The following is an 18751-nucleotide window of genomic DNA, read 5'->3' as shown; positions in this document are numbered from 1 at the left end:
AAGGACTAAAAATCATATCCTCATAAAATAGGGGAGTGCGATGAGGGCGATGCCTATGGCGATAAGTAATGCGAGATTGGTGACAAAATAAGGGTAAATCATCAGGGTGAGACCTACGACTAAAGGGATGGGGGCGGCTTGGCGTTTGCCGTAGGTGAAAAAGCCAAGACCAATGAGGCTAAAGACCAAACTCCATAGTAATAATACGGGATTATCAAACACCTTGAGTTCCTCAGTGGCTAACCTAGCTAGGCTTTGACCTTATCCTAGCGTCAAATTGGTTAATCGGCGTGTCGCTTGGTTCAGTCTAATCCTAAATCATTGGTAATTAAGCTTTGTTCATCTCATTCTCTGCTCTGAGGCTCAGCTTGATTCGCGCTATAGCTCATATAACTCTAAGGGTAGGCCGTCGGGATCGCTAAAGAAGGTGAATTTTCTGCCTGTGTATTCGTCAATGCGGACGGGTTCAACGGTAATGTGATGGCTATGAAGATGTTCGATGGCGGTTTCAATCGATGCGACGCGAAAGGCAAGATGCCTCAGTCCACAGGCTTCGGGATAGCTGGGGCGCTTGGGAGGAGTGTCGAATGAAAACAACTCGATTTGACTCTTATCCCCGAGCTGTAAATCGAGTTTATAGGAGCTACGTGCCTCACGGTAATGCTCTGCGAGTACGCTAAGACCAAGAATAGTCACATAAAAATGTTTGGACTTTTGATAGTCGCTGCAAATAATCGCTACATGGTGAATGCCGAGTAACATCGCTTTCCTTTGTGATTTTTAAAGGGTAATCAAATAAGATAGAAAGGTTTGAGAGTATAACGGTTAAAAAATATAGCGTCACAGTTTAGCGTGACGCTATCGGTCGATTTCACTTTTTAGCTCACCTTGGCTTGTTGCTCGTTTAATCTTCCAGCTCGAATATGGCTGAAGACAACGGTGCAAGTTGCATCTGAACTAGACCTTCAGCTTCCTTAATGACTAACTTCGCCGCATGATCTTCGAGTAAATCCATAAGCGGAAATACGCCGTCCTTTAATTGCCACTGACGGATGAGCTCTTTGGGGAGCTTGAGCTGTAAGGCTTTTGATTCGGTCTGACTGAAGTTACTGACTACAATCAACTTTTGAGTCTGCTTTGAGGTCGAAGATATCACCTCGAAGCGGGCAAAGGCGAAGGTGCTATCGTCATAGCCTGTTTCGTTTGCAGAACTATTTTGAGTACTCATACTTTGAGTGCTGTTACTTTCAGTGATATGACTTTGAGTCGCATTCTTCTTGTTACGATTCGCGGCATCGAGTGAATAATATTGGCCTAACAGTGCAGGCGCCGTTCTGCCAGTGCTTAACGTTAATAGCTTTTGATAGTAAGCCCGCAGCGATGTTTCCAGCGCCGTTGATTGTCCACCATCAAACTTGCCATTGTTCATCCAGCGCTGATGGGCGGGGACACCAACATAGTCAAAAATACTGGTGCGTGATGCGTGACCAAAGCCTAGATTGTCGATGGCGGCTTCACCCACTTCTTGGCCAAAATACACTAACGTCGGTGAAGTACTTATCGTTGCCGACACCACCATAGCGGGTAGGGCGTAGTGTGGATTTACGGCTTGGGTCTCTAGGGAGCTATTCGTTGGTTTATTTGTTTGTAGCGATGCTAAAAATTCAGCATTACCAATACGTTGCTCGTCGTGGTTCTCTAAAAAGTGCAGCATGTGGGATTCAATATCGTGCACTTTTGCCTGATCCGCCGCGATATTAGCTGTGCTGGTTTTACCCGCCATCACGGCTTTTAGGGTGTCGTAAAGATCGACCTTATCGTACAGATAATCCATTTTTCCAAGCTGGATATAATCTCGGTACAACTTAGGGTTATAGACCTCGGCCAAGATAAAGGCATCGGGATTAGTGTGTTTTATCTGGCTGTTGAGGTAACTCCAAAACTCCACTGGCACCATTTCGGCCATATCGTATCGAAACCCATCGACTCCTTTTGCAAGCCAATATTGGGCAATCTGATTGAATTTAATCCAAGAGCTTGGGATCTCGGCTAAATGTTGTTGCCAGAAAGCGTAATGCTGCGCTTCAGTAAAAGTGGCGAATTTGGCTGGCAGGCGAGGGAAGTCATAGGTGCCATCGGGGCGTACGCCGTAATTGATTTTAACTGTCTCGTACCAATCATTGACATCGGGCTTGGCTAAGCGTGAGCCGTTGCCAGTCCACTTTGCGGGAAATTCATCGAATTTGCCGTCACTTAAGGGATGAGCTTCTCCACCCAGCGGTTTAATCCCTGCGGGTAAGCTTGGCACCTCAAAGGCATGGGCTTGTCCTTTCGCTCCCTTCACACTGTTATCAACGACGTAATAGAAGTTGTTGTTTTTGGCGTACTCTAGACTGGTATCATCATCTTCGCCAAAATCGCGCACGCCTTGGGGTTTACTGACGGATTGATAATGGCGCGCCACATGGTTTGGCACGATATCGATAATCACCTTTAAGCCGTGTTGATGGGTACGGGCAATGAGCGCCTCGAACTCGGCTAAACGCTTGGCAGGATTGACCGCCAGATCGGGGTTGACGTTGTAGTAATCTTTGACTGCGTAGGGTGATCCTGCGCGGCCTTTTACCACATCGGGATCATCTGCACTTACGCCAATCTCACTGTAATCACCAATCAAGGCATGGTGCGGAACGCCCGTGTACCACACATGGGTGACGCCTAGGTCTTTGATGCTATTGAGTGCAACATCGTCGATATCATTAAATTTGCCGACGCCGTTGTCGGCAATTGTGCCCCAAGGTTTATTCGTTGGGTTTTTATTGCCATAAAGGCGAGTAAAAATCTGATATACGACAGGTTTTAGCGTCATAACCTCACTCTCTGACTTTGGCGGTAACTCATTATCAAGCGCCTGCGCCGATGCATTTGCATTGGCCGATAAGCAAAAAAGCGAGGCAGTTAATAAAGCTGCACTAGATAAAGAGGCATTAAACAAAGACTGTAGACATAAATTGAGTGATGAATGTCGCGACTGTCGGCGCTGCGGGGCTTTCGATGCTTTGGTCAGTAAAGCCACGATGGGAAATTTAGCCGCTTGTTGGCTCTGAGTCACTCTGGAATGAATAGGCGATAAAAAGCTCAAGACTGAGTTCCTTTTTGAGTTGAGTTTTTCGCTAGGTTATTAGCGCTGTTGTTTGTACAGTTGTTAGTATGAGCGCGCGTTAAAGCGTTAGCCTGATTCCTCGTGAGCATTGAATCTTGGCTGCTCGGCAAGCCAGCATTCTGCGGCGACTTAGTCTTAGACTTAGAATTAGGCTTAAGCTCAAGGATAGTGACCCCTGCGTGGGACAAGGTTATCACTTGATTGAGTGAAACTGTTTTGCCACTGATGATGTCAGTAGCGGCGCCGCTATCGCCAAGTACACTGGCAAAGCGGTTTATATCTAGCGTGACTGCCTTGTCATTTTTATTGTAAATCACCATGACTTTATCGGCCGAGGGCTGAGTGCAGGCATTGTGTCGGGTTTGAGAATTGTTTTGTATTAGTGACTTAAGCGCCTCGACATTCTGTTCAGATGATAATGGCGCATTTAATACGCAGCGAAATTGCACATAGACGCCATCTTGCGGCACAAAGTGCAGTAAGTCACCCGATTGCAGTGCAGGAGATTGTTTACGGTAATTCAGTAGGGTTCTGACAAATTGCTGTGCTTGTCGCTGGGATTCACTCAGTCCTTGGCCGGTAAAGGCGTTAGTGGCACTGTTGGCAAACCCGCCGGGGAAATCACTGCGCACAAGGCCATCGTGACGGCCTTCTATCGGGCTGGTCATTAACACTTCTGTACCGTAGAACAGCTGCGGAATGCGTTTGGCGGTCAGTACATAGGTGAGTGCCATCTTGTATAAGTCTATATTTTCTTTCACTAAACTGAAGATACGATTGGTGTCGTGATTGCCTTCAAATAGCACTAGTTGACTGGGATCGGCATACACAAGATCGTTGGCTAACATCTCGTAAAGCTTGATAAAACCTGTGTCCCAAGTTTCTGGCTCATTAAGGCTGGCAATTAATTTTTCATATAGCGGGAAGTCCATCAAACTGGGTAAATCTGAGGTATAGCCATCGGCATTGATTTTGCCCTTTTGCCAATAGGACACTGTGATGGGGTTTGCGGTCCATTCTTCGCCCACAATATTAAAATTCGGGTACTCAGCCATTACGGCCTTAGACCATTTAGCGAGAAACCCTTTGTCGGCGTAGGAATAAGTATCTTCGCGGATCCCTGAAAGTCCTGCGTACTCGACCCACCAAATACTGTTTTGGATAAGATAGGTTGCCAGTTTGGGATTGCTTTGATTCAGATCCGGCATAGTGTCGGTAAACCAGCCATCGACAAAATCAATATGATCTTGCGCTGCCGCGTAGGGATCTTGCACTGTAGTGCGCCTATGGCTGGTGAAACGGGGGCTGGTAACGCTGGATTTAATAGCACTGGATTTAGTTTCGGCAGACTGAATAAAGTCAGGCTTGGATTCGCGATTATGTAGCTGCGTTTTTGTGGCGTCATTGAGCCAGTCTTGGCTAGGTAAATCGTTGAGCCACCAATGATTAGAGCCGATATGATTCACGACAACATCTTTAATTACCCCAAGACCAAGTTTGTTTGCCTTAGCGACTAAGGCTTTATAATCCTCGTTGCTGCCAAAGCGGGGATCGACGCGGTATAAATTGGTAATCGAGTAACCGTGGTATGAATAGTGGGCTTGATTATTCTCAAGCAGTGGATTGATCCATAACTGAGTCACCCCGAGTTTCGCCAGATACGCTAAGTGCTGGCTGATCCCTGCTATATCGCCGCCATGTCGAGCATCGGGATAATAGGGGTTGCTGGGATGGCTAGGAGAGTTAGCCGCGACAGGCTCTAGCATATCGGCCTGATTGTCATTGCTCGTGTCGCCATTGGCGAATCTGTCCGGGGTGATAAGGTAAATCACATCCTTATTGCTAAACCCTTGGCGCTCACTGCTACCTTTAGCGCGCCCTTGCAACGTATAGGGCAGGCGATAAAGAGGCGTGTTGGTTTTTGAAGCGCTGGTTTTTGAAGCCAAGTCAGTGCTGGACATTATTAGCTCAAAGGTTTGCGGCGCAGCTTGGCTCAGATCTAAATTGATAAACAGATAGTGAGGGTTATCAGTGTATTCAAGGCTTTTTAGCGTAATGCCTTGCCCTTGGATATCAACCTTAAGCTGCTGCGGTAAGCTAGGAAAATCGCGGCTATACAGCATCAACTGTAACTCAGGATTGTGCATCCCCGCCCACCAAAAAGCGGGTTCAAGTGTCAGGTCTTGAGGCTGGCTTGATGTGCCTTGAAGTGGTAAAGAGAGACTGCCTGAACTTGCCTGCGCTGTGTTGGCAGAGGCGCCTAGGCTAAGCATAATCACTAAGGAAGTGGTGAGAGTCCGCAGGTTTAATATCATATTCTTTCCTTGTTGATTCAAATTTAAACTGCAAATTCAATTTATAAATCGATGAGTTAGTAAACTCTTAACGTCAGTCGTAACTCTTAAGCCGCATTTATGCTTTATGTGTCGATAAGTGCGCTAAATACTGGTCATGGGTTGGTAGCTTAGTGACGGTATTATCAATAATGGTGCGCATGTTGAGCAGAAATTCACTCAGTGCTTGCGGTTGAATGGTTGCCGCTAATGGATTGAAATCTCGAGGCCTAATGCCTTGCCCCAACATGACTTGTATCCATGCGGCTTCGGTAAAAAGTTCATCTTGATGTCTAAACACTGTGCCTGTGGCACGAAATAGGGCGATTTTTTGCTGCAAACTCTCTGGCAGAACCATGGTTCGGCATTGATGCCAAAGACCGTTTTCCTGAGCATCTTCCCTTTGGTTTAAATGATAGTGCAAGATAATAAAATCGCGGATTTGTTCAAATTCAAGTTGGGACTGGCGATTAAATTCATCGACATTCGCTTGTGCAATTCCTTGATGTGGAAAGAGTTTACTTAAGCGAATAATCGCTGATTGGACTAAATGCAAGCTGGTGGATTCTAAAGGCTCTAAGAATCCACTCGAAAGGCCGATGGCGACACAATTTTTATGCCACTGTTTGATTCGTCGTCCGGTCGTAAAATTGATTTTCTTAGGTTCAGCCAAAGGCTTACCATCTAAATGATTGAGTAAAAGCTGTTTGGCGGCGTCATCACTGATATAGCGACTGCAATAGACTAACCCATTGCCTGTGCGGTGCTGCAGCGGGATCCGCCATTGCCAACCAGTATCATGGGCGATAGAACGTGTATAAGGCACTATTGCTGGCGTTTTTTCGCAGGGTACGGCATAGGCGCTGTCACAGGGGAGCCAATGTTGGTAGCTATCGAAGCCAACCTTGAGCGCTTTTTCTATCAGTAGCGCGGCAAAGCCCGAGCAATCGATAAAGAAATCAGCTTTTACGGTTTGTCCTGATCCTAAGGTTACACTTTCAATATCGCCGTTTGGCGTGAGTTCAACCGCTGTAATCTGGCCTTCGATACGCTTTACTCCTAGTTGCTCACTGAAACGTCGTAAAAATTGGGCATAAAGCGCTGCATCGAAATGATAAGCATGAGTTAAGCCGGCAAGGGGAGAGTTTGGGATCTGCTGGAGTACTTGAAACTTATTGTGTTTTGCCGCTTGGTAATTAACCGAGTAATCCCAAAACGAATTGACCTCTTTTGGGGAGGTGCTGAGCCAGTAATGATGAAATTGAGTAAAACCTATATCTTTACCTATATTGCCAAAAGCATGCATATAGGCTTCATCTGGTTTGCCCCAATTTTCGAATTGAATACCCAATTTAAACGTTGCTTGGGTGGCATTGATAAAATCGGCTTCGGAAATCCCAAGGACGTTATTGAATATTTGCAGTGGTGGAATGGTGGCTTCACCTACGCCCACTGTGCCTATATCTTCAGATTCAATCAGGGTGATATTTAGTGTTGATTTAAACAATCTTGCCAACATGGCCGCCGTCATCCAACCTGAAGAACCGCCACCGATAATGACGATATCTTTGATTTTATTCATGATATAAGCCTTTCATTTTATGATTAGTGGTGATCAATTAACGCAGATGAATGACTAGCCTAGTGGCTTGAAATGATAAAGTAAAAAAGCCTCTGTAACAGGTTACAGAGGCTTTAAGCCGTGCAGGATTAGAACTTATAGTTCGCGCCTAACATAAAGTTACGGCCATAGTTTTGGTAATCACGGACTAAACGTTGATCATCGCTAGTGTAAGAGGTGAAAGGCTCGTTGGTTAAGTTGTTCACTTGGAACTGAACTGATAAACCATACAGAGACTCAATACCGCTTTCGCTAAAGTCATAACCGATTTGTGCATCGACCACAGTTTCCGCTTTGATGTTCACGTTTTCGCGTTGCAGACTGATCTTTGTTACTTCACCTAGGAAGTCGCTGCGGTAGCGTGAACTAATGCGTGCTTCAAAGCCTGAGTTTTCATAGTAGATCGTCGCGTTTAAGGTTTTTTCTGACAGACCTGGCAAGGTTGTTGGATTGCTGGTCGGGGTTTCCTTCACTTCACTGTCGTTGTACGAGCCGCTAATAACAGTACCAAAGCCACTTAACACATCGGCAAACATACCAAAGTCGACAGATACAGAGGCTTCAACACCTTGAACATAACCACCTTCACCGTTTTGTGGTTGGGTGACATCGCCAATCGGGTTATCAGTAGGCCCTTGTGGGAATAGGGTGCTGAAATCAAAGTCTGTATGTTGATCGTAAACGAAGTTTTCAAGATCTTTGTAGAATACCGCTACCGAGAAATAACCTTGGTCGCTGAAATAGTTTTCATAGCTTAAGTCATATTGACGGGCCAACCATGGGCGTAACTCAGGATTACCTGCGTTACCACTCCAATTAACCATGCCACCGCTTGGGTTAGCTGAATAAGTGTAGTTTAGGTTGGCATTCATTTTGTCCATACGTGAACGGGTTAACGTGCGCGCTGCGGCTAAACGAACCACTTGGCTATCGGCGACTTCGAAACTTAAGTTAACGCTTGGCAGCCATTCAACATAGGAATCACCCGCAGTGCGCGGTGTTAACACCACTAAGCCATTTTCAACCGTTGCCACTGTACCGTCAGAGGACTGATCGGTATGAACCGCTTGTAAGCCTGCGTTACCAGTCAAAGGAATACCAAATACTTCGGATTCAAGGTTGGCCATCACATAGCCCGTTGTCACTTTTTCCTGTACAGCCCAAGAGTTAGTAGCGCGTGAAAGATCCACATCAGCGACGTCAGTTTCTGTATAGTTACCGTCATTGTAGAAAGCCAACGAGTCGTAACTTAATACATTGCCCATGCCAAAGAAGTCGAGTGACGTTGGTGCAAGTAAGTATTGATCTGGTACTGCCATAGTGTAATTGGCAGAACCGTCATAACCTTTGAGTGTCAGGTAATAACCTTTATCTAATTTGGTTTTATCGCGATTAGTACGATTGACACCAAACTCAACGCTACGAACGGCACCGCCATCGAGCACATATTCAGCGCTTAAACGGAAGGATTTTAGCTCATCCTCAATTTCAGGTTTGTTGATAAAGCCGTCTTGAGTGTTAGCGCCTAGCGGGCTACCCCAACCGAGTGGATCGCCAAGTTTGATCAGGTTTTTATCAGAATAATCGAGGTTATGGTCAAATACATAACCGCCTTTACCGTTGTAAGCAAAGCCTAAATCGTCAACCGCACCCACACCTGTACCGCGGCCAGTTCCTGAGTAACTTTCCATACCTATGTCAGTACGGTTAGCTCTAGACATGGAGATATCGGCTTCAACATTCCAGTTATCATTGATGTTGAATTTGTTATTCCAGCCAATAGACAGAGAATCAGCATCACGTTTGTTAACGTCGTTACGGATAACGACTTCAGCGCCTTTGATGACACCTTCTGTGACTAAACCATTATCAGTTGTCGTCGGAATTACGCCACCGTTTGTGCCCCAAGCACCAGGTATTTCAATGCCTCGTAGGCGTTGATCATCGGTAAATTTTGAGTAGTAAATATCTAAGGTCGAGTGGTAAGTGGTATTTGGCGCATATTCAAATACGGCGAGTACGCCATCACGTTCTAATTCACTTGAACGAACGAAAGGTTTTGCACCACCTAAAACGCTATCACCATTGTCATTGGTTGGGTAACCCCAAGCTTGCCAACGTTCTTCTTGGTTAGGTGACATCATGCGAGCATAACCAATGGCGACACCAATAGTGTCATCGGCGAATTGGTCAATATAAGAGATACTGCCGCGGTAGCCTGTGTCACTTGAGCCGCTGTTTAATGAACCTAAATCGTTCATTTCGCCGCGTAGCGAAACGGCAATCGTTTGTTCACCGTGGGCTAAAGGACTGATTGTTTGCATATCAACCGTACCGCCGATGGCTTGCGCCATCACAGAGGCATCGGGTGTCTTGTAAACCACAACGCGATTTAATAACTCAGATGGATATTGGTCGAATTCCACACTGCGGTTATCGTTTACAGAGGCTTGTTCGCGACCATTTAATGTGGCGGTAGTGAAGTCTGGGCCCATACCGCGGATAGAAATCACGTTGGCACGACCATCGAGTCGTTGTGCCGATACGCCAGGTAATCGTGCTAGAGATTCTGCAATACTGACATCAGGTAATTTACCTATGTCTTCCGCTGAAATGGCTTCAACGATAGAAGAAGATGACATCTTAAGTGATTGGGATTCTTGCAAGCTACGACGAATACCTGTGACTTGAATCACTTCAATATTTTCATCTTTAGCTGTCTTATCTGTCGCCGCTTCATCTGCCGCATAGGAGTGCATACTCGCACCTGCGGCAATGAGCGCTAAGGTTAGCAAACTGGGTTTAAATCGCATCATATCTCTCTTCCCCTTGGAGTCGCTTTATCGCTTTGTAGAGCGTTTTATCGTTATCACCGCGTTATGTTTGCGGCCTTTTTTTTTTGGTATCTGGGCGCTTAATTGACTGCATAAGTGCTGCGTTTATGACCAAATTGTTATGCAACGGTGAAGATACTACTCCCGAGCTTCTTGGCGGAACAACAGAGTGCATACGTATTCAATGCCTCGTTGAGTTAAGAATAGCCGTTAATTGAGGGAAATCTCATGGAGTAAAATGATTTTATTTTGCAATTAAGTGTTTGTTAGTAAATGGTAAAGTGAGTTGTGGCTCAATGTGATTTATGGCGCGGTCTTCTGCATACGTATGCAGGTGTATTGAACCTTATTTCCCTCTTCACGTATGCTCGGTGACACAAAATAAGCCGCGATACCTTTACTCTGCAGTAACAAAACGATAACTGTTTGCGTGAGTGTGTTAGGGAATGATCGCTGTAGAATAACGATAAAGGGGCAACAATGAGTGAGTTAACTTGGTGGCGTGGTGCGGTGATTTACCAAATTTATCCGCGTAGCCTTTTAGATACGAATGGTGATGGCGTTGGCGATTTGCGTGGCATTATCGCTAAGCTGGATTACATTGCAAGCCTCAATGTCGATGCCATCTGGATTTCACCTTTCTTTAAATCGCCTATGGCAGATTTTGGCTACGACATTAGTGATTACCGCGAAGTTGACCCTCTTTTTGGCACTATGCATGATTTCGATGAATTGATTGAAAAAGCCCACGGCTTAGGCATTAAGGTCATTATCGATCAAGTATTAAGTCATACCTCTGATCAGCATGCGTGGTTTGTTGAAAGCCGCGAGAGCCGAACGAATCCCAAAGCGGATTGGTACGTGTGGGCCGATCCTAAGGAAGACGGCACTGCGCCTAACAACTGGCTCGCGATTTTTGGTGGTTGCGCTTGGGAATGGGAGCCGCGCAGACAACAATACTATTTACATAACTTCCTGCGTAGCCAGCCCGATATCAATTTCCATAACCCTGACGTGCGTCAAGCTGTGCTGGATAATGTTGAATTCTGGCTTAAAAAAGGCGTTGATGGATTCCGCTTAGATGCAATTACCTTCTGTTATCACGATGAACAGCTCAGGGACAATCCGGCAAAACCTAAGGATAAACGTCAGGGCCGAGGTTTCAGTGAAGATAACCCTTACGCCTATCAATATCATTACTACAATAATGACCGTCCGCAAACTATTGCGTTTATCGAAGATTTACGAAAGCTTATCAATCGTTATCCAGGTGCGGTGACCTTAGGTGAAGTGTCGGCAGAAGACTCTTTAGCTGTGATGGCGGCTTACACTAAGGGTGAAGATCGCCTGCACATGGCCTACAGTTTTGAGCTACTGACCGACGATTACAGCGCCGCTTATATTCGCCAAACCGTAGAGGCATTAGAAGCGAGCATAGGTGATGGCTGGCCTTGTTGGGCTATCGGTAATCATGATGTGCAGCGCGTGGCGAGCCGTTGGGGGCAGGGCAAGCAGAATTCAGACATGGTCAAAATGCTCAATGCCATGCTAAGTTCACTGCGCGGTAGTGTGTGTAGTTATCAAGGTGAAGAACTCGGTTTAACCGAAGCGCCGATTGAATACCATGAGTTGCAAGATCCCTTTGGCAAAACCTTCTGGCCTATGTTTAAAGGCCGCGATGGTTGCCGTACGCCAATGCCGTGGCAGCAAGGCGCCGATTTTAGCGGTTTTAGTGAGATTTCGCCTTGGTTGCCGATCGCCCCTGCGCATCAAGTGTTAGCGGTGGATGTACAAGAATCAGATGCAGATTCCATGCTTAACGGTTATCGACGTTTTCTTGCTTGGCGTAAATTACACCCAGTGCTGGTTGAAGGTGATATTCAATTTGTGGATACCAACGAGCCCATCTTGGCCTTTATCCGCACCTTAGGTGAACTCAAAATATTCGTCGGATTCAACTTAGGCGATACCAATGTTGAGTTGGATTTATCACAGTTTAAATTTGGTGAAATATTAACGGGACACGGCCTGAAAACCGCACAAATAGAAAACAATCAGCTGAAGTTTTCGGCATTTGCCAGCTTTTATGCAGTTTTAAACTAAAAATGATTCATTTTTATTCGGCTGAGGTGTTATATACCCAAACAGCTTGAAGATGCAGGATTCAGCGGGAATTTAACGCACTTTAGGCAAGGCGGTTATTTGCAGACCTAGTGGACTAAGTTAAAAATAACCAACACGGCATAAAGTGCGTTAAAACCCGCCGGGACGGAGCGCCTAGGGCACTCCACTTCGGTGTTGCATCAATTCAAAAGGTGGCCGACATTCTGTCATTGATGCGCCTTGAATTGAAGCACCCTAGGCGCTCTGAAACTCGTATCTTCAGGTAGCTTGGGTATATACCCAAGCCCACTATTCGACGTAAAGCCGCCCACGGGCACACTGGGGAATGTAACCTTACTGAGTTCCTGATAATAAAAACATACAGAGAGAATAACTATGGCGTCATCAATTAATACCGGTAGCTACACGAGCAGCACTGGCGAAAATGGGTCGGGCAGTTATCGTTTTGCCTTGATCTCATTAACTTCACTGTTTTTTATGTGGGGTTTTATCACTTGCTTGAACGATATTCTGATCCCGCATCTTAAAGCGGTGTTTTCACTGAATTACACTCAAGCCATGTTGATCCAGTTTTGTTTCTTCGGTGCTTACTTCTTAGTGTCGATCCCTGCCGGTAATTTAGTGAAAAAACTGGGTTATCAAAAGGGGATTGTTACTGGTCTTGTGATTGCGAGTATTGGCTGTGCGCTGTTTTATCCTGCGGCCACGCTAGCGACCTATAATCTGTTTCTTGGCGCGTTATTCGTTCTGGCATCGGGCATCACTATCCTACAGGTGGCAGCCAACCCCTATGTTAACGCCTTAGGCAGTAGCGAAACTGCCTCGAGCCGTTTAAATTTAACTCAAGCTTTCAATGCGTTAGGAACAACAGTCGCACCATTTTTTGGTGCCATGTTAATTCTTTCTGTCGCCAGTTCTGTATCAAGCGATTTAGCCCACGCGAGCGCCGAAGCCGAAGTGGTAAAACTGCCATACCTGTTGCTTTCTGGTGCCTTGGCTATTTTAGCGCTGATTTTTGCGAAGTTAGATTTACCTGTGATCCGTGAGCATGATGAAAGTGTTCAAGGTGAAGTCCAAACCCATCTAGGTAAAACCAGTGCCTTGCAAAGCAAGCACTTAGTGCTCGGCGCTGTGGGTATTTTTGTGTATGTCGGTGCCGAAGTGTCTATCGGTAGCTTCTTGGTCAGCTTCTTAGGTGAAAGCCATATAGCCGGTATGCCAGAAGCTGAAGCCGCCCATTACATCGCCTATTACTGGGGCGGCGCTATGGTGGGACGTTTCATTGGCTCTGTGGTCATGCAAAAAGTGCCGGCTGGCTCAGTGCTTGCGTTTAATGCCTTTATGGCGGCGCTACTTGTGGTTGTGGCGATGACAACCAGTGGCAGCATTGCTATGTGGGCAATCCTTGGTGTGGGGTTATTTAACTCGATTATGTTCCCAACGATCTTCAGCTTAGCGCTGCGTGATTTAGGTCCACACACTTCACAGGGCAGTGGCATTCTGTGTCTGGCAATTGTGGGTGGGGCGATTCTACCTTTATTCCAAGGCATGCTAGCGGATAATCTCGGCGTGCAACTCGCCTTTATTCTGCCTGTGATTTGTTATGGCTTTATCCTGTTCTATGGCTCTAAAGGCTCAAAAATGTAATGGGTTAACTGGCTAAAACTAAAAAGCGATCCCTTTGGATCGCTTTTTTTATGGCTTTAACCTTAACTCAGCGCCAGCGTGCTTGCGTATTAGGGCCTGACCTCCTATGATCCTCCGGTTTTATCATTCATGGTGACCTTTTAAATGTTGAATTCTCCGCTTTCTGCCAGCTCGAACGAATTAGTGATCAGTATCTTAACTATGGTGCTGAGCCAAGGAAAACCCTTAGATCGGGCCTATTCTCAGCATTTTTCTGGGTTGCAATTGGTACCCGCCGAACAGGCGCGTATCGCATTAACGACGGGTGATATCCTACGTCGCTTAAATTTATATTGTTATCTGGCGGAAATCAGTCCAGATGAGATGGAGCGTTTTGGCTCTAAATTGCTTAATGCGTGGCATTTATTCCACGGGCTTGAACTGCCTAAAATGCAATATTCGTTGCAAGTCGATGAGGCGCGTTTAGCCGAGCGCACCGAGCAGGCGAAAACTAAGCCTGTACTGTGGGATGGTTGTCCTGAGTGGCTCGATGCGATGGGCCGTGAGCAATTAGGCGAGTCTTGGGAAAAGGAGCGCGCCGCGTTAAGTACAGCACCGAAGCGTTTTTTACGCGCAAATGGCCTTAAAGTGACGCGTGATGAATTGGCCGCTAAGCTTGCCGCTGAGTTTGTGAGCACGCTGAGCGTTGATGGGGTCGATTCTGCCCTTGAAGTGACCTCCGATTCTGCCTTGTTCCGTACCCAAAGCTTTAAAGATGGCTTATTCGAGCAGCAAGATGCGGGCTCTCAGCGCGTGGCGGCGGCGCTTGATGCCAAGCCAGGCATGAAAGTTATTGATGCTTGCGCAGGCGCGGGTGGCAAAACCTTACACATAGCCGCGCAAATGCAGGGCAAAGGGCGCTTGTTGGCCATGGATGTGGAGCAATGGAAACTCGACAAACTCAAAGAGCGTGCCCGTCGCAATGGCGCGCACAATGTCGAAACTCGCGTTATCGCCAGCAGTAAAACCATTAAACGCTTAAAGCTCAGTGCCGATCGGGTATTACTCGATGTGCCATGCTCAGGTTTGGGCGTATTAAAGCGTAATCCAGATGCAAAATGGCGCGATACTGTTGAGCGTTTACCTGTGTTAATGGAGCTTCAAAAGCACATTTTAACCAGCTATAGCCGCATGGTGAAGGTTGGTGGCATAGTGGTTTATGCGACCTGTTCAATCTTCCCCTGCGAGAACCGCGGTCAAGTCGATGCGTTTTTAGCCGAGAATCCTAATTTCCGCCTGATTGAGGATGAAAGTATCAGCCCAGCCGATAGCGGATTTGATGGTTTTTACCTTGCAAAACTTGAACGTATTCAAGAATAAAGCCCTGCAGTTAAGACTAAAGTAAGCCCTTTATTGAATTGATACAGGGTTTACTTAGTTAACATTAGTGCCTAGAATTTCCTATAAGTTATAAATATTTTAACATTGTGAATGTGTATTTATATTGCAACTTTTTTCTAAGGGAATTATGGCGTCCGGCGTTAATCTTCCAGATCTGCTCGACCATGCTGACGTTAAACTCGCCCACAATGTCAGCATAGCTTGCTATAGCAGTATTCTCTCTATGCTGCTTAATGGCGCACCGCTACATGAAATCTTGCACGCCTTAGTGCTAAAAATCGAAGCGCAAAAGATAGGCACTCGAGGGTCTGTATTACTGCTCAGCGGTGACGGCAAACGTTTGTTGTTAGGTGCTGCGCCCCATTTACCCGACAGTTATAACCAAGCGATTAATGGGGTTGAGATTGGCCCTAATGTTGGCTCCTGCGGAACGGCGGCTTATTTCGCAAAGCGGGTTATCGTTGAAGACATAGCTACTCATCCTTACTGGAAAAATTATAAAGAACTGCCATTGCGTGCGGGTCTTAAATCTTGCTGGTCTGAACCTATCAAAGATACTCAAGGTAAAGTGCTCGGCACATTTGCTATGTACTACGATACGATAAAGTCCCCAACCGAGCTTGATTTAGAGCTGATTACAGAGGCGGCACGATTAGCCAGTTTAGCCATTGAACGCAGTCGATCAATGGAGTTTCAGCGTTTAGCTGTGAAAATTTTTGATCGCTTACCTTTGGCACTGGTTATCTCCAATTCCGATGATTCCGTTCTCTATGCTAATCCCGCTTTTAGACATATCGTTCTTCCACAAGATATTGATATAGCAAACTTTAACCCCAAGATGTTTTTATCTGCGTCTCAATCGAATGAGTTAGCCGGCCTATTTGAGCATTTAGCGCAGGATAAAGTGTGGCAGGGGGAATTGGTTGGCTTAAGGGGCAATGGCGAGGAGTTTTATCTAGATCTTATCGTCAGCACATTTCGAGAGCCTAATGGATTACAGCCGTGTTTTGCGTGGTTATTTTCCGATATTAGCGAACGTAAAAAAGCGGCGCAGCTGATTAAGTATCAGGCCAATAATGACTCGCTGACTGGGCTTGCTAACCGCAATGCCTTGTTTAAACTGATCCAATCTTTAATTACCTCCGACTGTCTGACGCCCGGCTTTAGTTTTATGTTGATGGATTTAGATAACTTTAAACAAGTTAACGACACCCATGGCCACGACAAAGGTGATGCGTTATTAGTGCAAGTGGTGCGGCAGATTTGCGAGTGCCTGAATGACACTATGGTGTTTGCGCGCCTCGGCGGTGATGAGTTTGCCTTGCTGTTACCTGGGATAGTTAACCAGAAAGAGTTGGCGCAACTTGCTGAAAAAATTAATAAGCATGTGGCTAAACGTTATGTGCTTGCCGATGGCAAAGGTGTTTATAGTTCGGTAAGTATTGGTATTGCGCGTTTTCCAGAAGATGCTCTCGATCTCGAGCAGCTGTTAAATTGCGCCGATCAGGCCATGTATATTTCAAAGGCTAACGGTCGTAATCGATATCATTTTTTTACTGAGCAAATGCAGCTCAATGCCGAGCGCATTGCCAGCCTTCATAATCAACTCAAGCAGGCACTCGATCAACAGACCTTCGAGCTTTATTACCAGCCCATAGTGAATGCGACCACAGGTTTGATTGTTCGCGCCGAGGTTTTACTTCGTTGGCAGCTTGAAGGGCAATTAATTCCCCCCGATGAGTTTATTCCTATCGCGGAGAACAGCGGCTTAATTGTTGATATTGGTCGAGATGTGCGCCTTGGCGCGATGCAAACCATCTTAGAGATGCAGGCTCATAATTGGCCGATTAACTTATCGGTAAATGTGTCGACCTTTGAGTTTTGGTCCCATGAACTGCAAGATGCCTTTGTGGATTCCTTCGCTGAGATTACCGAGCAACTCGAAGTAACAGATTTCCCCTACGACAGATTAACCCTTGAGATCACTGAGTCTTTGCTGATGAAGCAACATACGCATCTTATTGATGTGCTGAATGGTTTGCGGCTTAAGGGGATTAACATTTCATTGGACGACTTTGGTACTGGCTATTCGTCCTTGTCCTATTTGGCGAATTTCCCTATCGATCAAATTAAAATCGACAAGAGCTTTATCGACCGATTAGACGAAGGCAAGCGTCACGAAGCGTTGGTGGAGGCCATAGTGCGGTTAAGCCATGCGTTAGATTTAACCGTGACGGCTGAAGGGGTGGAAACTGAGTCACAACTTAAGTTTGTGATGTCGAATCATATTCAAGAAATTCAAGGTTACCTTTTCTATAAGCCTATGCCTAAAGCCGCTTTCTTTGCGCTGTTGGCAAAGCAAGCTGAGCTGCATTAGGTTTTTTGACGTTGGACCTTGATGTGAGGGCGGCTTAATCAGCGACAGTTTGATTTAGATATCGGATTTAGATGTAAGGTAAGAATTCAAGTTTTAGATATAACACATTGAAATATAATAAATAAAAAGAGCGCTTCGGCGCTCTTTTTATTACTGAAAACGGGTGCTGCACACTGTATCTGCGTTCACATTGAGTCAGGTTGGCGAGCGTTAAGATTTAGCGGTTAGCTGACCGTTAATCACTAGGCTCAAGTATTCAGTAAAGTCATGACCGTGATTTTGCAGCATTTTAGGGAACATAGAAATCGGCGTAGAACCTGGGAACGTATTGATTTCATTCAATAGAATTTCATTGTCCGCGGTTAAGAAAAAGTCGATGCGCGACAGATGACGCAGCTTCATTCCTTTGAATGCCTTGATTGCATAGGCGCGGATCTGTTCGCTGATCTCTGCTGAAACATGTTGCGCGACAACATCGGTGCGCGCTTTACTGTTTTTGGCGTATTTCTCATCGAAGGTGTAGAAGGTGTTGGTATCACAGATGATTTCACCTGGCACTGTCGCGACCACTTCACCATTGTACTCGTAGACTGCTACTTCTAACTCGCGGGCTTTTATGGTTTTTTCAACGATCACATAGGGCGCATAGCCAAACGCATCCTTAAGCACGCCTGCAACTTTATCGCTGTCATCCACTTTGTAACAACCAACAGAGGAGCCCTGTGATGCTGCTTTGACGAAGATCGATCCCCATTGTGCTAAAGCCGCTTGGGTTTGCTCAATCGCCGCATCATCGAACTGATTCAGGAAAATATACGGCGTATTCGGAATACCTAAGGCCGAGAACCACATTTTAGCGGTGATCTTATTGAAGCAGTTGCTGCTCGCTTCGGATTCACAGCCAAAATAGGGCAGTTGGATCAAATTAAAATAGGATTGAATGTCGCCGGTCTCACCGGGATAGCCATGAATGCAAGGAATAACATAATCGACCGGCCATGGCGTTTTGCTTTCATCACGGAAGCGAATTTCGCGGCTATTGGTCAGTTCGCAGTCGTCACCTGCGGCGGTGCGGTACTGGCCGAATTTATCCAGCTCGACGCGCAACACAGAAAACTGCTCAGATTTTGCCAGTGAGGTTTCAAAATAGTTGGCCGACATTAATGAAATATCGTGTTCGGCACTTCCGCCGCCGCACAGCAAAAGCAGATTGATCTTAGACATTGTGATTCCTCAAGTGAGCAAAATCGGATGATATCGGCCTGTGGCAAT

General features: G+C 46.0%; 11 protein-coding genes. 4 read left to right on the top strand and 7 right to left on the bottom strand.

What is annotated here, in order from left to right:
* Nucleotides 1-12 precede the first annotated feature (12 nt).
* The 6 genes from Q4Q52_RS06020 to Q4Q52_RS05995 form a co-directional block, all read right to left on the bottom strand.
* Nucleotides 13-222, bottom strand: coding sequence for a hypothetical protein (locus Q4Q52_RS06020; protein WP_220592880.1), 210 nt, complete (start codon nt 220-222; stop codon nt 13-15).
* Nucleotides 223-378: 156 nt separating this feature from the next.
* Nucleotides 379-762 carry a VOC family protein gene (locus Q4Q52_RS06015; protein WP_311990090.1) on the bottom strand — a complete coding sequence of 128 codons (384 nt, stop codon included), beginning with the start codon at nt 760-762 and terminating at the stop codon, nt 379-381.
* Nucleotides 763-904: 142 nt separating this feature from the next.
* Entirely contained in the window at nt 905-3142 is a 2238-nt protein-coding gene (locus Q4Q52_RS06010) for an alpha-amylase family protein (RefSeq protein ID WP_311990089.1), read from the bottom strand.
* Nucleotides 3139-5478, bottom strand: a complete 2340-nt coding sequence (locus Q4Q52_RS06005; RefSeq protein WP_311990088.1) for a glycoside hydrolase family 13 protein — start codon at nt 5476-5478, stop codon at nt 3139-3141. The genes Q4Q52_RS06010 and Q4Q52_RS06005 overlap by 4 nt, the downstream gene beginning before the upstream one ends.
* Before the next feature lie 97 nt (nt 5479-5575).
* Complete coding sequence (locus Q4Q52_RS06000) at nt 5576-7078, bottom strand: tryptophan halogenase family protein (RefSeq protein WP_311990087.1); 1503 nt, start codon at nt 7076-7078, stop codon at nt 5576-5578.
* A gap of 128 nt (nt 7079-7206) precedes the next feature.
* Nucleotides 7207-9933: a TonB-dependent receptor gene (locus Q4Q52_RS05995; protein ID WP_107947405.1), complete on the bottom strand. Its 2727-nt coding sequence runs from the start codon at nt 9931-9933 to the stop codon at nt 7207-7209.
* 498 nt (nt 9934-10431) lie between these two features.
* Between Q4Q52_RS05995 and Q4Q52_RS05990 the strand changes: the two genes are divergently transcribed.
* The 4 genes from Q4Q52_RS05990 (at nt 10432) to Q4Q52_RS05975 (ending at nt 17479) form a co-directional block, all read left to right on the top strand.
* Complete coding sequence (locus tag Q4Q52_RS05990) at nt 10432-12054, top strand: alpha-glucosidase family protein (RefSeq protein WP_311990086.1); 1623 nt, start codon at nt 10432-10434, stop codon at nt 12052-12054.
* A gap of 396 nt (nt 12055-12450) precedes the next feature.
* Nucleotides 12451-13722: a sugar MFS transporter gene (locus Q4Q52_RS05985; protein WP_006087299.1), complete on the top strand. Its 1272-nt coding sequence runs from the start codon at nt 12451-12453 to the stop codon at nt 13720-13722.
* A 144-nt stretch (nt 13723-13866) separates the two neighbouring features.
* On the top strand, nt 13867-15081 hold the full coding sequence (locus Q4Q52_RS05980; RefSeq protein ID WP_006081516.1) for an RsmB/NOP family class I SAM-dependent RNA methyltransferase: 1215 nt from the start codon (nt 13867-13869) through the stop codon (nt 15079-15081).
* A gap of 148 nt (nt 15082-15229) precedes the next feature.
* On the top strand, nt 15230-17479 hold the full coding sequence (locus tag Q4Q52_RS05975) for an EAL domain-containing protein (protein WP_311990085.1): 2250 nt from the start codon (nt 15230-15232) through the stop codon (nt 17477-17479).
* Nucleotides 17480-17689: 210 nt separating this feature from the next.
* Here Q4Q52_RS05975 and Q4Q52_RS05970 read toward each other — a convergent pair whose 3' ends face one another.
* Nucleotides 17690-18703 (bottom strand): D-alanine--D-alanine ligase, encoded by a 1014-nt coding sequence (locus Q4Q52_RS05970; RefSeq protein ID WP_006087302.1) that lies wholly within the window; start codon nt 18701-18703, stop codon nt 17690-17692.
* Between the last annotated feature and the right edge of the window lie 48 nt (nt 18704-18751).

This window comes from Shewanella sp. SP1S2-4, from assembly GCF_031932075.1.
Classification (GTDB): domain Bacteria; phylum Pseudomonadota; class Gammaproteobacteria; order Enterobacterales; family Shewanellaceae; genus Shewanella; species Shewanella baltica.
The sequence above is the reverse complement of the archived record's forward strand: the minus strand, read 5'-3'. Positions and strand labels throughout refer to the sequence as shown.

Bases quoted from the DNA above. Each gene is read 5' to 3' on its own strand.
- Q4Q52_RS06015 (WP_311990090.1), bottom strand. From the start codon at position 762: ATGTTACTCGGCATTCACCATGTAGCGATTATTTGCAGCGACTATCAA.
- Q4Q52_RS06005 (WP_311990088.1), bottom strand. From the start codon at position 5,478: ATGATATTAAACCTGCGGACTCTCACCACTTCCTTAGTGATTATGCTT.
- Q4Q52_RS06000 (WP_311990087.1), bottom strand. From the start codon at position 7,078: ATGAATAAAATCAAAGATATCGTCATTATCGGTGGCGGTTCTTCAGGT.
- Q4Q52_RS05995 (WP_107947405.1), bottom strand. From the start codon at position 9,933: ATGATGCGATTTAAACCCAGTTTGCTAACCTTAGCGCTCATTGCCGCA.
- Q4Q52_RS05990 (WP_311990086.1), top strand. From the start codon at position 10,432: ATGAGTGAGTTAACTTGGTGGCGTGGTGCGGTGATTTACCAAATTTAT.
- Q4Q52_RS05985 (WP_006087299.1), top strand. From the start codon at position 12,451: ATGGCGTCATCAATTAATACCGGTAGCTACACGAGCAGCACTGGCGAA.
- Q4Q52_RS05980 (WP_006081516.1), top strand. From the start codon at position 13,867: ATGTTGAATTCTCCGCTTTCTGCCAGCTCGAACGAATTAGTGATCAGT.
- Q4Q52_RS05975 (WP_311990085.1), top strand. From the start codon at position 15,230: ATGGCGTCCGGCGTTAATCTTCCAGATCTGCTCGACCATGCTGACGTT.
- Q4Q52_RS05970 (WP_006087302.1), bottom strand. From the start codon at position 18,703: ATGTCTAAGATCAATCTGCTTTTGCTGTGCGGCGGCGGAAGTGCCGAA.